We start from the raw sequence: 14,440 nt of genomic DNA, 5'->3' as shown, positions 1-14,440 counted from the left end.
CGGAGGTCAGCCCGGCACCACCGTCCCATGGGGTGGCTGCGCGCGGGTAAAGGTGCTCGGACAATCAAGTTGAATCTGATCTCCACAGGAAAGGTTTCCCGTGATTCGCAATTTCAAGCGCACCGCTGCAATCTTCGGCATCATCGCGGCTTCTTCTACCGCTTTGGTCGCCTGCAACGACTCTGACTCCTCCGCTGAGGGCGAGACCGAGGTTTCCGGCGAGCTGACTGGTGAGGGCGCTTCCTCCCAGCAGAACGCTATGGACTACTTTGCTTCCAAGTTCCAGGAGACCACTGGCGGCGACGCTAGCCTGGCTTACAACGCCACCGGTTCCGGCTCCGGCCGTACCCAGTTCGTCGACGGCCAGGTCACCTTCGCCGGTTCCGACTCCCCGCTGGAGGAGGAACAGGTTGAGGCTGCTAAAAACCGTTGCAACGGCAACGACGCTTGGCACCTGCCGTTCGTTATCGGCCCGGTTGCTATCGCTTACAACCTGGAGGGCGTTGACGAGCTGAACCTTTCCACCGAGAACGTTGCCAAGATCTTCAAGGGCGACATCACCGAGTGGAACGACGAGGCTATCCAGGCTGACAACGAGGGCGTTGACCTGCCGGATACCCGCATCTCCGTGGTCTACCGCTCCGACGAGTCCGGTACCTCCGACAACTTCCAGAAGTTCCTGCACGACGCCACCGAAGAGTGGGACAACGAGGGTGGCAAGAACTTCCCGACCGAGGTCGGCGAGGGCGCCAACGGCTCCTCCGGCGTTGCTACCCAGGTCTCCAGCATCGACGGCGGCATCACCTACGTCGAGCACTCTCACGCTGAGCAGGCCGGTCTGGGCGTTGCCAAGATCGACTTCGGTGCTGGCCCGACCGAGCTGTCCGAGGAGACCGTCGGCACCGCTCTGGAGAACCTGCAGTTCGAGACCGAGGGCAACGACATGGTCGTGAACTCCGAGGCTCTGTTCTCCTCCTCCGATGAGGGCTCCTACCCGCTCATCCTGACCACCTACGAGATCGTCTGCTCCGCTGGCTACGACGAGTCCGAGGCGGCCCTGCTGAAGGAGTTCCTGAAGACCGCTCTGGACCACCAGGATGAGGGCCTGACCGAGGCCGGCCACATCCCGGTCACCGGTGCTCACCTGGACCGCCTGAAGACGGCTGTCGACGAGATCCAGGCGTCCTAAAGCATCCTCATACTGACTGGTTCATCACCCCGCCCCAGCGCGGGATGATGGGCTAGATGGTTGAATTTCCCCCGCCGGCCGCTCGTTACGCCGTCGGGGGTTCTTCCCGTTAAGCGGGAAGATGTGACAAACGTAAAAACCCTACAAGTTGAAGGATCCCCGCCACATGGCTGAGTACAACTCGACAACGGGTGAGCATAAGAAGCTCGACGATGACCGCAACGTGGAAGGCCACTCCGTGGCTACCACCACCGCCGCGGGCAAACCCGATAACGAACCCCAGGGCGCTTCCGAAGGCGTGAAGACCGGCGGCGTTAAGCGCCCGGGCGACCGCGTCTTTGAGATTCTCTCCACCGCGTCCGCTACCCTCATCACTGTCTTCATTGCGGCTATCGGCATCTTCCTGATTATTCGTGCCGTCCCCGCGCTGAACCGCAACGCCGAAGGCTACCTCGGCTTTTTCATCTACACGGGTCCGTGGGACACGTCCAACGTGGACGAAATGTACTTCGGTATCCCGAACCTGTTCGCCGCCACGGTCACCATGTCGGTGCTGGCTCTGATTATCGCCATGCCGGTGGCTCTCGGCGTGGCCATCTTCCTGTCCAACTACGCGCCGGCCCGCCTGGTCAAGCCGATGGGCTTTTTGGTCGACATGCTGGCCGCCGTTCCTTCCATCGTTTACGGTCTGTGGGGCTGGCTCGTCCTGGGCCCGGTGCTGTCGGGCTTCTACGAGTGGATTCACAGCTGGGCCGGCGGATTCTTCCTCTTCACCGTCTACGAGAACTCGCCGTCGTTCGCCACCGCCCGCAACATGTTCACCGGTGGCATCGTGCTGGCCGTAATGATTCTGCCGATTATCGCGGCTACCGCGCGTGAGGTTTTCGTCCAGACCCCGAAGGGGCAGGTCGAGTCCGCCCTGGCCCTGGGCGCTACCCGCTGGGAAGTCGTCCGCATGACCGTTCTGCCGTTCGGCCTCTCGGGCTACATCTCCGGCGCCATGCTGGGCTTGGGCCGCGCGCTCGGTGAGACCATGGCCCTGTACATGGTCGTCGGCCCGTCGTCCGAGTTCCGCTTCTCCCTGTTCGATGGCGGTACCACCTTCGCAACCGCGATTGCGAACGCGGCACCGGAGTTCAACAACCCGATTAAGGCGGGCGCCTACATCGCCGCCGGTCTGGTGCTGTTCTTGCTGACGTTCATCGTCAACGCCATTGCCCGCGCGATCGTCTCCAAGAAGTAGAAGAGTGAGGATAACAAACAATGTCTAATGCTGTAGCTGCTTCTGACGTTTCGACCACACACAACGCCTTTACCGACATCTCGGGCAAGCGTAAGTTCGCCAACAGCGCGGCGACCGTCCTTATCTACCTGTGCATGATTGTCGCTCTCATCCCGCTGGTGTGGGTGCTCTGGGAGCTCATCGTCAAGGGCCTGCCCGTCACTCTGAACGTGGAGTGGTGGACCGAGGACATGCTGGGCGTCATGTACCACCAGCCCGGCGGCGGTGCGCTGCACGCCATCGTCGGTACCATCATCCAGGCTGGCCTGGCGACCATCATCGCCGTCCCGATTGGCGTGTTCACCGCCATCTACCTGGTGGAGTACTCCCGTGGCGGGTGGCTCGGCCGCGTGACCACCTTCATGGTGGACATCCTGTCCGGTGTCCCGTCCATCGTTGCCGCCCTGTTCGTCTACGCCGCCTGGATCGGCGTCATGGGCTTCGACCGCTCCGGTCTGGCCCTGGCTTGGTCCCTGTTGCTGCTGATGATTCCGATTGTCGTCCGTAACACCGAGGAGATGCTCCGCGTGGTCCCGATGGACCTGCGCGAGGCCTCCTACGCCCTGGGCGTGCCGAAGTGGAAGACCATCGCCAAGATTGTTCTGCCGACCGCACTGTCCGGTATCGCCACCGGTGTCATGCTGGCAATCGCCCGCATCATGGGTGAGTCCGCTCCGGTCCTCATCCTGGTCGGTTCCACCAGCGCCCTGAAGTGGGACCCGACCAGTGGCACCATGTCCTCGCTGCCGCTGATGATGTTGGACATGTACAAGGCCGGCGTTACCGAAGCCGTCCTCGACAAGCTGTGGGGCGCCGCCTTCACCTTGGTCCTTCTCATCGCGCTGCTCAACGTTGCCGCCCGAATCATCTCCGCGAAGTTCTCGGTCAAGCAGTAATCTGCTTCGCCCGGCCCGAACTTTCACCGACAACTCTCATACTCAGGAGCACAAGATGTCCAAACTCGAACTCAATGACGTCAATATCTACTACGGCGACTTCCACGCTGTGCAGAACGTCAACATGCACATCCCGGCCCAGGCGGTAACTGCGTTCATCGGCCCGTCCGGCTGTGGTAAGTCGACCGTGCTGCGTACCCTCAACCGCATGCACGAGGTCATCCCGGGCGCCTACGTCAAGGGCGAGATCCTGCTGGACGGCCAGAATGTCTACGACTCCAAGGTCGACCCGGTCTCCGTGCGTAACACCATCGGCATGGTCTTCCAGAAGGCCAACCCGTTCCCGACCATGTCCATCGAGGACAACGTCGTCGCCGGCCTGAAGCTGTCCGGCGAGAAGAACAAGAAGAAGCTCAAGGAGGTCGCGGAGAAGTCCCTGCGCGGCGCCAACCTCTGGGACGAGGTCAAGGACCGCCTGGACAAGCCGGGCGGCGGCCTCTCCGGCGGTCAGCAGCAGCGTCTGTGCATCGCCCGCGCCATTGCGGTCGAGCCCGAGGTGCTGCTCATGGACGAGCCCTGCTCGGCCCTGGACCCGATTTCCACCCTGGCGGTCGAGGACCTGATTCACGAGCTGAAGCAGGAATTCACCATCGTCATCGTGACGCACAACATGCAGCAGGCATCCCGTGTGTCCGACAAGACCGGCTTCTTCTCCCTGGAGGCCACCGGCAAGCCGGGCCACCTGGTGGAGTTCAACGACACCACCAAGATCTTCGAGAACCCGGAAAAGAAGGAAACCGAAGACTACATCTCCGGCCGTTTCGGCTAAGGAGGCTCCCCGCGCGCGGCCGCACCGCGCGCTGCGCTAAAACTTGATTGTCTGAGCTAAAGACTTAAATCCCCCGGCGCCAGGTTGAGCCCTGGTGCCGGGGGATTAGTCGTAGAAAAACCCGCCGCGCGGGATGCGGGGCGGGCAAGTAGTAAGGGGAGGCCGGCTAGCGGCGGAACTGGCGCTCCAGGGCGGCGAAGTGGGCCTCCATGTCCTGGCGGCGGTCCTCGTCGGCGCGGCGGGCCAGGTACTCGTCCGGCAGCATGCCGGTGCTCAGGTAGAGGATGCGGGCGGCCACGTTGACGCAGTGGTCCGCGTAGCGCTCGTAGAAGCGCGAGAGCATAGCCAGGTCGACGGCCGAGCGGGTGGAGTACTTCCAATCCCGCTGGGTCAGGATGGTGATCAGGTGGTGGTTGATGTCGTCCACCGCGTCATCGTCGCTCGCCAGCTCCAGCGCCAGCTGGGGATCCGGATCGATAAGAGCGTTGCGGGTGCGCGAGCACATCTCATCGACCAGGCGGGCGAGTTCTTCGAGGTACCCCATGAACTCTTCCTGAACCACGTGGTTGGGGTGGCGGCGTCGCGCGGACTTCGCGATGTGCTTGGCCAGCTGGCCCATGCGGTAGAGGTCCTCCACGATATAGATAGAGGAGACCACTTGGCGCAGGTCCTTGGCCATGGGGTTTTCCAATGCCAGGAGGGACACGGCGCGTTCTTCGCACCGGGTGCGCAGCTCTTCTAGCTCGTCGGATAGGGATAGACCATCTTCGGCCGGCTGCAAGGCGGCCGTCAGAAGTGCCCGCGAAGCCTGAGACATGATCGCCTGAACCGTGTCGCACATCAGGATCAGGTCGTGCGCGAAGTTATCTAACTTCTCTCTGTAGGCAATTCGCATGCCCAACAGTATAGTGCACGTTTATTGGGAACGCCCGCCAAGAACTAGTAATTTTCAATACCCTGATAGGTGTATACAAGCTGCGGGTTTAGCCGCCGGAGTTCATGATCTCGGCGCCGGCGGGCACCGCCTCGTCCTCCGGGTCGTCCAGCCAGCCGTCCGGCAGCGCGACCTTGGCCGGCGAACCCTGACGTCCGCGGGGCCCAGAGGCATCGTCAGCCCGGGCATTAGAGCCGGCCCAGGGGGCGAGCAGCTCGCGCAGATCCGGCAGGGAGTTTACCTTAGACAGCTGCGAACGGACCTCGCCGCCGACCGGGAAGCCGCGCAGGTACCACCCAATGTGTTTACGAATATCGCGGCAGGCGTGGGCCTCGCCGTCGTAGTGCGCGAGCAGCTCCGCGTGGCGGTAGACGATCTGCGTGACCTCGCCCAGCGTCGGCTCCTCGGGCACCGGCTCGCCGCGCAGGTGGGCAGATAGCTCGGCGAAGAGCCAGGGGCGGCCTAGGCAGCCGCGGCCGACGACGACCCCGTCGCAGCCGGTGGCTTCCATCATCGCGGCGGCATCGGAAGCCTTGAAGATATCACCGTTGCCTAGGACCGGCACCCCACTGTCCGCGAGGTGCTCCTTCAGGCGGGCAATTTCCGACCAGTCCGCCTGACCCGAGTAGCGCTGGGCGGCGGTGCGCCCGTGCAGCGCCACGGCGGCCGCGCCCTCCTCAACGGCGATACGGCCGGCGTCCAGGTGCGTGTGGTGCTCGCTATCGATGCCGACGCGCATCTTCACCGTCACCGGGATGTCGGTGCCCTCCGTGGCCTTGACGGCGGCCGCGACGATGTTGCCGAAAAGCCGGCGCTTATACGGCAGTGCGGATCCGCCCCCGCGGCGGGTGACCTTCGGGACTGGGCAGCCGAAGTTCATGTCGATGTGATCGGCCAGGTTCTCGTCCACGATCATCTTCGCGGCGCGGTAGGTGTATTCCGGATCGACGGTGTAGAGCTGGAGCGAACGCGGATCCTCGCTCGGGGCGAAGGTCGTCATGTGCATGGTCTTCTCGTTGCGTTCCACCAGGGCGCGGACGGTGACCATCTCGCAGACGTAGAGGCCGGCCACGGTGCCGGTGCGGGCGAGCTCCTGCTCGCGGCACAGCGTCCGGAAAGCCACGTTGGTCACCCCGGCCATCGGGGCGAGGATGACGGGGGAGTTGAGAGAGATAGAACCGATGCGCAAAGTCACGTTTTACATTGTGGACTGTGGGCAGAAACGCTGGCAAACCGGGACGGCGGGTGCACCTTGTCTTCACAGTTTTGGCACAGTTGCGGAAAAGGTTGCAAATATTCGCTAATGTGGTGCGTGTAACTAAAACCATGCGGCGTGCGTTACACCCGCGCGCCGCGACAATCACAGGAGGTAAAGACTTGACTGAGCGGATTGGGTATTACCAGGACCTCGTGGTCTCCGCCGAGGAGGCAGCCAAGTACGTTAACAATGGCGACCGAGTGGGCATTTCCGGCTTCACCGGTGCCGGTTACCCGAAGGCGCTGCCGGCCGCTATCGCGGAGAAGGCCACCAAGGCCCACGAGGCGGGCGAAGAGTTCAAGATTGACGTCTTTTCCGGCGCCTCCACCGCCCCGGACTGCGACGGCGTCCTCGCGGAGGCAGACGCCCTGCGCTTCCGCGCCCCGTACAACTCCGATCCGGTGCTGCGTAACAAGGCTAACTCCGGCGAGCTGCTCTACCAGGACGTCCACCTGTCCCACATGGGCCAGCAGGTCGAGGAGGGCTTCTACGGCGACTTCCAGGTAGCCATCATCGAGGTCGTCCGCATTACCGAGGACGGCAACATCGTGCCGTCGTCCGCCGTGGGCAACAACCTCGAGTACATCGAGGCCGCGGACAAGATCATCCTCGAGGTCAACGAGTGGCAGTCCCTGAACCTGGAGGGCATGCACGATATTTACCGCATCGAGAAGCTGCCGAACCGCCAGCCAATCCCGATCACCAAGGTCAGCGACCGTATCGGTGAGACCTACATCGAGATCCCCAAGGACAAGGTCGTCGCCGTCGTTAAGACCAACGCCCCGGACCGCAACGCCCCCTTCAAGGCCCCGGACGAGACCTCCGAGAAGATCGCCGCGAACTTCATCAACTTCCTCGAGGGCGAGGTTGCCGCCGGCCGTCTGGCATACGACCAGTTCATCATGCAGTCGGGCGTGGGCAACGTCCCGAACGCCGTGATGGCCGGCCTGCTGGATTCCAAGTTCGAAAACATCCAGGCCTACACCGAGGTCATCCAGGACGGCATGCTGGATCTCATCGACGCCGGCAAGATGACCGTCGCCTCCGCCACCTCCTTCGCGCTGTCCCCGGAGTACGCGGAGAAGATGAACGCCGAGGCCGACCGCTACGCCAAGCACATTGTGCTGCGCCCGCAGCAGATCTCCAACCACCCGGAGGTCATCCGCCGCGTCGGCCTGATTTCCTCCAACGGCATGATTGAGGGCGACATCTACGGCAACATCAACTCCACCAACGTGGGCGGCACCCGCATCATGAACGGTACCGGTGGCTCGGGCGACTTCACCCGCAACGCCTACATCAGCACCTTCGTGTCCCCGTCGATTGCCAAGGACGGCAAGATCTCCGCCATCGTGCCTTTCGTGGCGCACACCGACCACACCGAGCACGACACCATGGTCATCATCACCGAGTACGGCGTGGCTGACCTGCGCGGCCTGGCTCCGCGCGAGCGCGCCGAGAAGGTCATCGCCGTGGCTCACCCGGATTACCGTCCTGCGCTGGAGGAGTACTTCGAGCGTGCTAAGCAGGGCAAGTTCATCCACACCCCGCACGATCTGAAGTCCGCCTTCGACTTCCAGATTCGCTTCGCCGAGACCGGGGATATGCGTCCCCAGTAAGCGCGCCGACGCTCATTAGGCAGTTAGTAGCCCCTATGAACAGGGCCTTTGAGGCCCGGATCGGGGGCTATTTTCTTCCTGTCGTGGCCTCCTATTAGAATAAGGAACGCATTGGGCCTTTAGCTCAGCTGGTAGAGCTACGGACTTTTAATCCGCAGGTCGAGGGTTCGAGCCCCTCAGGGCCCACGCACCAGCCCGCTAGCGCGCTCTAAGAGCCGTTAGCGGGTTCTTTCATGTCTTTACAAGGATTAAGGCCTGGCAGCCGCTGAGGCGGCGTTTAAATCGCCGGCAGGGGCTGTTGGTTGGACGGCGCGCTAGGGGAAGGGGGGGCTAGCTCTTGACCATCTTCTTGATGGCGCGCATGGCCTCGTCCAGCTTGTCCTGGGCGATGGTACCGTCCGCGTTGCGGGCGCCGGCCACGCAGTGGGCGATGTGGTCTTCCAGGAGGGCGAGGGAGACGTTTTCCAAGGCGGAGGTGACCGCGGAGATCTGCGTGATGATGTCGATGCAGTATTGATCCTCGTCGATCATGCGGTGGATTCCGCGGGTTTGGCCCTCGATCTTGCGCAGCCTGGCCAGGTACTTCTTCTTGGAGTCGGCGTCCGCGTTGTAGCCGTGTTTATGCGGTGCGTGGCACGAGCAGGCTTCCTGATTTTCGGGCATAGCGGTGGTTTTATCTCCGGGGTAGGGCGCGATTTTGTATTGAGTGATTCTTCCAGTATATTTTGAGAAGTCGCGCAAGGGAAAGCGAGAGTTTTCTGCCTTGAATACCGCGGCAGGCCCCCATCGTCTAGCGGCCTAGGACACTGCCCTTTCACGGCAGCGGCACGGGTTCGAATCCCGTTGGGGGTACGGAGAAGGCCTCTTTTAAAGAGTTTTTCTTCACCATGTACGTCTTAGACGTGCTGGCCCTGTGGCGCAGTTGGTTAGCGCGCCGCCCTGTCACGGCGGAGGTCGCGGGTTCAAGTCCCGTCAGGGTCGCAGTACCAGAAGGGTCGAGGTTTTACCTCGGCCCTTTTTCGCGTCTTTCGGGCGCGGGGACGGCGGAGCGGCCAGGGTTTGGCAAGACTTGTGGACGTGTCCCATCTGGTGCGAGCTTTCTCTATGAATATGGATGACTAGCAGGCGATTTGCCTATGTTTCGGCGTTCTGTGTAGAGTAATAACTCGTGCAAGACAGGGTGCTAAGCCCTGGAATGCAGCAAATTAAATAATGGCCCTGTGGCGCAGTTGGTTAGCGCGCCGCCCTGTCACGGCGGAGGTCGCGGGTTCAAGTCCCGTCAGGGTCGCCAAGGCTACTCCGGTAGTCTTCGGCCAGATAGCTCAGTCGGTAGAGCACACGCCTGAAAAGTGTGGGGTCGCCAGTTCGATCCTGGCTCTGGCCACCAGCAAGGTCCGTTTCCGCTAAAGGGAACGGGCCTTTTTGGCATACTGGGGCCATGGAAAACTACTCCGTTGCCAAGCAGACCGATCGTTCTCAGTTCGTCATCACCGTGGACGGCCACGAGGCCGGATACGCGCACTACATCGATGACGCTGACGTCCGCGAGTTCGACCACACGGTCGTCCACCCGGACTTTCAGGGTCGGGGCCTGTCTAAGCCCCTGATTCAGGCCGCGCTGGATGATGCGCGGGAGGCCGGCAAGCGCGTGCGCCCGACCTGCTCCGCCGTGGCGCGCTTTATCGACAAAAATCCCGCCTACAAGGAGTTGCAGGCGGGTTCTTAAGGGGGAAGCTACCGAGGGAGCTAGGCGGCGGCTGCAGGGCCGCGTGCGCGGCGCTGCGCGGTATTGTGCTCCGGCTAGATGAAGTAGTCGGGGTCGACGAGCTTGATGCGCTCTTCGTGGCGACGCGGGCGGTTCTTAGCCGGGATGCCGATGGCGCTGTGCTCCGGGGGCACGTCCTTGGTAACGACGGCGTTGGCGCCGACGGCGGAGCCGTGGCCGATGGTGATGGGGCCCAGCACCTTGGCGCCCGCGCCGATGACGACGTTGTCCTCGATGGTGGGGTGGCGCTTGGTTTGGGTGAGCACCTGGCCGCCCAGGGTCACACCGTGGTAGAGCATCACGCCGTCGCCGATTTCGGCGGTCTCGCCGATGACGATGCCCATCCCGTGGTCGATGAAGAAGCGCCGGCCGATGGTGGCGCCGGGGTGGATCTCGATGCCGGTGAAGAAGCGGTTAAGCTGCGCCAGGACGCGGGCCGGTCCCTTCAGGCCGCGCTTCCAGAGCCAGTGGGAAACGCGGTGGGCCCAGATGGCGTGCAGTCCGGAATAGACGATGGCGTTTTCGACGTCGCCGCGGGCAGCGGGATCGTGGTCGCGGGCGTTAGCTAGGTCTTCGCGGATTCGGCTGAGGATGTTCATATCCAAAGCGTACTAAAAACCGGTCGCCCAAAAGGCAAGAAAAAGTGCCTGCTTGGCTATACAAGGCTCAAGCAGGCACTTAACGCGTGAAATTAATCTTCGCGGATGTCCTCGTAGAGGATGGTGGAGACGTAGCGCTCGCCGAAGTCGCAGACGACGGTGACGATGGTCTTGCCTTCGTTCTCCGGGCGCTGGGCCAGCTCCAGGGCTGCCTTCAGGTTAGCGCCGGTGGAGATGCCGCCCAGGATGCCATCGGCGACGGCCAGCTTGCGGGAGGTTTCCACAGCGTCCTCGTTGCTGATGGCGATGACCTCGTCGACCAGCTTGCGGTCCAGGACCTCCGGGATGAAGTTAGCGCCCAGGCCCTGGATCTTGTGCGGGCCGGCCTTGCCCTCGGACAGCAGCGGGGAAGCGGCCGGCTCGACGGCTACGGTCTTCAGATCCGGGTTCTTCTCCTTCAGGAAGCGGCCCGCACCGGTGATGGTGCCGCCGGTGCCGACGCCCGCGACCAGGATGTCGACGTTGCCGTCGGTGTCGTTCCAGATCTCCGGGCCGGTGGTGTTGTAGTGGACGGTCGGGTTGGCCTCGTTAGCGAACTGGCGGGCCAGGATGGCGCCTTCGTTCTGCTCGATAATCTCGTTGGCCTTGTCGACTGCACCCTGCATGCCGGCGGCGCCCGGGGTCAGGACGATCTCGGCACCGTAGGCGCGCAGCAGGACGCGGCGCTCGTTGGACATGGTCTCCGGCATGGTCAGGATGACCTTGTAGCCGCGAGCCGCGCCGACCAGGGCCAGGGCGATGCCGGTGTTGCCGGAGGTGGCTTCCACGATGGTGCCGCCCGGCTTCAGCTCGCCGGAGGCCTCGGCGGCGTCGACGATGGCCTGGCCGATACGGTCCTTGACCGAGTTAGCCGGGTTGAAGGACTCGACCTTAACGAGGACGTCGGCCTTGAGGCCCTCGGTCAGACGGTTGACGCGAACCAGCGGGGTACCGCCGATGGTCTCGAGAATGTTGTCGTAAATCTTTGCCATAGGTATTCGGGACTCCTTGTGCAGCTGTTTTCCGATTTGCTTTTCCCACCCTACACTAGTTGTCTAGACCGACCAGTACGCAAGAAATAGACCGAGTTTTATTCAGTGGGAAACGCTGGCTGCGGTGGTGGTTGTCCCGTGGGTGACGGGCGCTTATACCAGTTCGGGCGCGCTGGCGCTCGTGGTTAACCCCGCCGCCTGTATTTTAATTAGGTAGCGGATTCGTGTTTTATGAGAGTTCTGATTTAGAATTACCCCCGTTAGCCCGATACAGTTGGGAAACAGTGTTGTAATACACCCGTTCAAAAGGGGCACCCCTGGGTGCACCTTAATGGGTACCCCCGAGTAGGAGTACGTCTTGGAAGCGCACCGAATTAAAGATGACGACGAGGCCGTACGGGCCGCATTGTCTTCCTTGAAGACCGCCACTGGTATCCCGGTGACGATGTACGGCACCTTGCTGCCGGATAATCGCCTGCAGATCACACAGTGGGTCGGCCTGCGCACCCCCGCCCTGCAGAACCTGACTATCGATGCCGGCGTCGGCGTCGGTGGCCGCGTCGTCAAGAGTCGCCGCGCGGTGGGTGTCTCGGATTACCTGCGCGCCAAGACCATCTCCCACGAAAACGACCGCCTCATCCAGGACGAGGGACTGCACTCCATCGTGGCCGTGCCGGTCATCGTCCAGCGCGAAATCCGCGGCGTCCTGTACGTCGGCGTGCACTCGCCGGTCCGCCTGGGAGACAAGGTCATCGAGGAAGTCACCATGACCGCTCGCTGTCTCGAGCAGGACCTGGCGGTCAACTCGGTGCTGCGCCGTACCGACGGCGGCAAGGCCGGGGCCGGTCGCGGTGGCCACGTGATGAACGGTGCGGAGTGGGAGCAGGTCCGTTCCACCCACTCGAAGCTGCGCATGCTGGCCAACCGGGTGGCCGAAGACGATCTCCGCAAGGAGCTCGAGACCCTGTGCGACCAGATGGTCTCGCCGGTCCGCGTCAAGCAGTCCACCAAGCTGTCCGCCCGCGAGCTCGACGTGCTCTCCTGCGTAGCTCTGGGGCACACGAACGTCGAAGCCGCGGAAGAAATGGGCATCGGCGCCGAAACCGTGAAGTCTTATCTGCGCTCTGTGATGCGTAAACTCGGCGCGCACACCCGTTACGAGGCGGTCAATGCCGCTCGCCGGATCGGCGCACTGCCCTAAGAGGCTGTAAGTTGGTCGGTGTGAAGGACCAATTTATTGTCACCGGTGGCGCCCGCCTGCAGGGTTCTGTGAGGGTCGACGGCGCCAAAAATAGTGTGCTGAAACTGATGGCGGCCGCCCTGCTGGCGGAGGGCCGCACGACGTTGACTAACTGTCCGGAGATTCTGGACGTACCCCTCATGAAGAAGGTTCTTGAGGGGCTGGGCTGCGAGGTCACTATCGACGGCTCGGTAGTCACCATCGACACCCCGGACCAGCCGCGTTCGGACGCGGACTTCGATGCCGTCCGGCAGTTCCGCGCTTCCGTTTGCGTCTTGGGCCCGCTGACCTCGCGCTGTGGTCGGGCGAAGGTGGCCCTCCCCGGCGGCGACGCCATCGGTTCCCGCCCGCTGGATATGCACCAGTCGGGCCTGGAGAAGATGGGTGCCAAGACCCGGATTGAGCACGGCGCCGTCGTGGCCGAGGCGGAGCGCCTCCACGGCGCGAAGATCAAGCTCGACTTCCCCTCGGTCGGTGCCACCGAGAACATTCTGACCGCAGCGGTACTGGCGGAGGGGACCACCGTCTTGGACAATGCCGCGCGCGAGCCGGAGATCGTGGACCTGTGTGACATGCTCAACTCCATGGGCGCGCGTATCAGTGGGGCGGGGACGTCGACCGTCACCATTGAGGGGGTGGACAAGTTGCAGCCCACCGAGCACGAGGTAGTGGGCGACCGTATCGTCGCCGGCACCTGGGCCTATGCCGCTGCCATGACCCGCGGCGATCTGACTGTGGGCGGGATTGCGCCGAAGCACCTGCACCTGCCGCTGGAAAAGCTCAAGTCCGCGGGCGCCGACGTGGAGACCTACGAGACCGGCTTTAGGGTCCGTATGGACGGGCGCCCGAAGGCGGTCAACTTCAACACTCTGCCTTTCCCGGGGTTCCCGACCGATCTGCAGCCGATGGCCATTGGCCTGTCGGCGGTGGCCGAAGGCACGACGATGATCACCGAGAACGTCTTCGAATCCCGCTTCCGTTTTGTGGACGAGATGCTCCGCCTCGGGGCGGACGCACAAGTCGACGGTCACCACGTCATCGTCCGGGGGCAGGAGCGGTTGTCTTCGACCCACGTCTGGAGCTCCGATATTCGCGCCGGCGCCGGCCTGGTTCTCGCGGGCCTGTGTGCGGACGAGGTCTCCGTGGTCCACGACGTCTTCCATATCGACCGCGGCTACCCGAACTTCGTGGAGAACCTGAACCGGCTGGGCGCTCAGGTGGAGCGGACCCAGGAAGAGGAGCGGTACTAACGCTCAAAGCCCCTATCCGTCGGCCCCGGATTTTACCGGTGACCGGCGGATTTGTGTCTTTCGGGGACTGTGTGTAAATTAATCCCAGTCGCCGCGAGGTAGCTGAGAGGTTAACGGGCGGTGACGGTGTTTGACTTTGTTTACGGTTGTGAGTAAGGTTGAACAAGCCGCTTTGAGCAGTTGGTTGTTACTGATTGTTGGGGCGTGCCAGTGATGTTTGAGAACTCAATAGTGTGCCAATGTACTTTTTGCATTTGTGTGGATGGTTGTGTTGGTGTGTGCCGGATGGCGCTTTCAGTTGGGGTGTCATTGAAATATAATTTTTCTTTCTGGCTGCATTGATGTGATTGTTCATGTTTTGTGAATTTTTCATTTTTTCTTTGTAGTAATTCTTTTTGGTCAGTATGCAACGCACTGTTTTGTGTGTTGTGTGTTGGTTTTGTTTGTTAGGTTTGGGCTTTTCACGAGCCTTTTTTGTGGAGAGTTTGATCCTGGCTCAGGACGAACGCTGGCGGCGTGCTTAACACATGCAAGTCGAACGGAAAGGC

General features: G+C 62.3%; 13 protein-coding genes, 5 tRNA genes and 1 rRNA gene. 14 read left to right on the top strand and 5 right to left on the bottom strand.

Annotated elements, in window-relative coordinates:
* The first annotated feature begins 100 nt into the window (after positions 1-100).
* The 4 genes from pstS to pstB all read left to right on the top strand — a co-directional run bounded on the left by pstS (position 101) and on the right by pstB (position 4,196).
* Positions 101-1,189, top strand: a complete 1,089-nt coding sequence (gene pstS, locus ACEE23_RS02225) for a phosphate ABC transporter substrate-binding protein PstS (RefSeq protein WP_368519816.1) — start codon at positions 101-103, stop codon at positions 1,187-1,189.
* A 166-nt stretch (positions 1,190-1,355) separates the two neighbouring features.
* Positions 1,356-2,432, top strand: coding sequence for a phosphate ABC transporter permease subunit PstC (gene pstC, locus ACEE23_RS02220; protein ID WP_368519815.1), 1,077 nt, complete (start codon positions 1,356-1,358; stop codon positions 2,430-2,432).
* 20 nt (positions 2,433-2,452) lie between these two features.
* Positions 2,453-3,367 (top strand): phosphate ABC transporter permease PstA, encoded by a 915-nt coding sequence (gene pstA / locus ACEE23_RS02215; RefSeq protein ID WP_368534628.1) that lies wholly within the window; start codon positions 2,453-2,455, stop codon positions 3,365-3,367.
* A 55-nt stretch (positions 3,368-3,422) separates the two neighbouring features.
* Positions 3,423-4,196 (top strand): phosphate ABC transporter ATP-binding protein PstB, encoded by a 774-nt coding sequence (pstB, locus tag ACEE23_RS02210; protein WP_368519813.1) that lies wholly within the window; start codon positions 3,423-3,425, stop codon positions 4,194-4,196.
* A gap of 166 nt (positions 4,197-4,362) precedes the next feature.
* Here pstB and phoU read toward each other — a convergent pair whose 3' ends face one another.
* Both phoU and dusB read right to left on the bottom strand, forming a co-directional pair.
* Positions 4,363-5,091 (bottom strand): phosphate signaling complex protein PhoU, encoded by a 729-nt coding sequence (gene phoU, locus ACEE23_RS02205; RefSeq protein WP_368519812.1) that lies wholly within the window; start codon positions 5,089-5,091, stop codon positions 4,363-4,365.
* An 88-nt stretch (positions 5,092-5,179) separates the two neighbouring features.
* On the bottom strand, positions 5,180-6,325 hold the full coding sequence (gene dusB / locus ACEE23_RS02200; RefSeq protein WP_368519811.1) for a tRNA dihydrouridine synthase DusB: 1,146 nt from the start codon (positions 6,323-6,325) through the stop codon (positions 5,180-5,182).
* Between the two features lie 182 nt (positions 6,326-6,507).
* Here dusB and ACEE23_RS02195 point away from each other — a divergent pair, with 182 nt between their 5' ends.
* Together ACEE23_RS02195 and ACEE23_RS02190 are read left to right on the top strand one after the other, a co-directional pair.
* A complete protein-coding gene (locus tag ACEE23_RS02195; protein WP_368519810.1) occupies positions 6,508-8,007 on the top strand; it encodes an acetyl-CoA hydrolase/transferase family protein in 1,500 nt (499 codons plus the stop codon).
* Positions 8,008-8,120: 113 nt separating this feature from the next.
* Positions 8,121-8,193 (top strand) — tRNA-Lys (locus ACEE23_RS02190).
* A gap of 144 nt (positions 8,194-8,337) precedes the next feature.
* Here ACEE23_RS02190 and ACEE23_RS02185 read toward each other — a convergent pair.
* Complete coding sequence (locus tag ACEE23_RS02185) at positions 8,338-8,670, bottom strand: metal-sensitive transcriptional regulator (protein ID WP_368519809.1); 333 nt, start codon at positions 8,668-8,670, stop codon at positions 8,338-8,340.
* Positions 8,671-8,786: 116 nt separating this feature from the next.
* On the opposite strand from ACEE23_RS02185, the gene ACEE23_RS02180 reads away from it, so the two are divergent.
* The 5 genes from ACEE23_RS02180 (at position 8,787) to ACEE23_RS02160 (ending at position 9,733) form a co-directional block, all read left to right on the top strand.
* Positions 8,787-8,859, top strand: a tRNA-Glu gene (locus ACEE23_RS02180).
* Between the two features lie 55 nt (positions 8,860-8,914).
* Positions 8,915-8,988: transfer RNA gene (locus ACEE23_RS02175), tRNA-Asp, on the top strand.
* 233 nt (positions 8,989-9,221) lie between these two features.
* Positions 9,222-9,298: transfer RNA gene (locus tag ACEE23_RS02170), tRNA-Asp, on the top strand.
* Between the two features lie 20 nt (positions 9,299-9,318).
* Positions 9,319-9,394 (top strand) — tRNA-Phe (locus tag ACEE23_RS02165).
* Positions 9,359-9,733 (top strand): GNAT family N-acetyltransferase, encoded by a 375-nt coding sequence (locus ACEE23_RS02160; protein ID WP_368519808.1) that lies wholly within the window; start codon positions 9,359-9,361, stop codon positions 9,731-9,733. The genes ACEE23_RS02165 and ACEE23_RS02160 overlap by 36 nt, the downstream gene beginning before the upstream one ends.
* 74 nt (positions 9,734-9,807) lie before the next feature.
* Here ACEE23_RS02160 and epsC read toward each other — a convergent pair whose 3' ends face one another.
* Both epsC and cysK read right to left on the bottom strand, forming a co-directional pair.
* Positions 9,808-10,371, bottom strand: a complete 564-nt coding sequence (gene epsC, locus ACEE23_RS02155; protein ID WP_368519807.1) for a serine O-acetyltransferase EpsC — start codon at positions 10,369-10,371, stop codon at positions 9,808-9,810.
* A gap of 92 nt (positions 10,372-10,463) precedes the next feature.
* A complete protein-coding gene (gene cysK / locus ACEE23_RS02150) occupies positions 10,464-11,402 on the bottom strand; it encodes a cysteine synthase A (protein WP_368519806.1) in 939 nt (312 codons plus the stop codon).
* 358 nt (positions 11,403-11,760) lie between these two features.
* Here cysK and ramA point away from each other — a divergent pair, with 358 nt between their 5' ends.
* The 3 genes from ramA to ACEE23_RS02135 all read left to right on the top strand — a co-directional run.
* The gene (gene ramA / locus ACEE23_RS02145) at positions 11,761-12,603 is read left to right on the top strand and encodes an acetate metabolism transcriptional regulator RamA (protein WP_368519805.1); all 843 of its coding nucleotides are present in this window, start codon (positions 11,761-11,763) and stop codon (positions 12,601-12,603) included.
* Positions 12,604-12,623: 20 nt separating this feature from the next.
* Positions 12,624-13,892 carry a UDP-N-acetylglucosamine 1-carboxyvinyltransferase gene (gene murA / locus ACEE23_RS02140; RefSeq protein ID WP_368519804.1) on the top strand — a complete coding sequence of 423 codons (1,269 nt, stop codon included), beginning with the start codon at positions 12,624-12,626 and terminating at the stop codon, positions 13,890-13,892.
* A 473-nt stretch (positions 13,893-14,365) separates the two neighbouring features.
* A 16S ribosomal RNA gene (locus ACEE23_RS02135) occupies positions 14,366-14,440 on the top strand; the annotation flags it as partial.

Source organism: Corynebacterium sp. 32222D000AT, assembly GCF_053546955.1.
The sequence above is the reverse complement of the archived record's forward strand: the minus strand, read 5'-3'. Positions and strand labels throughout refer to the sequence as shown.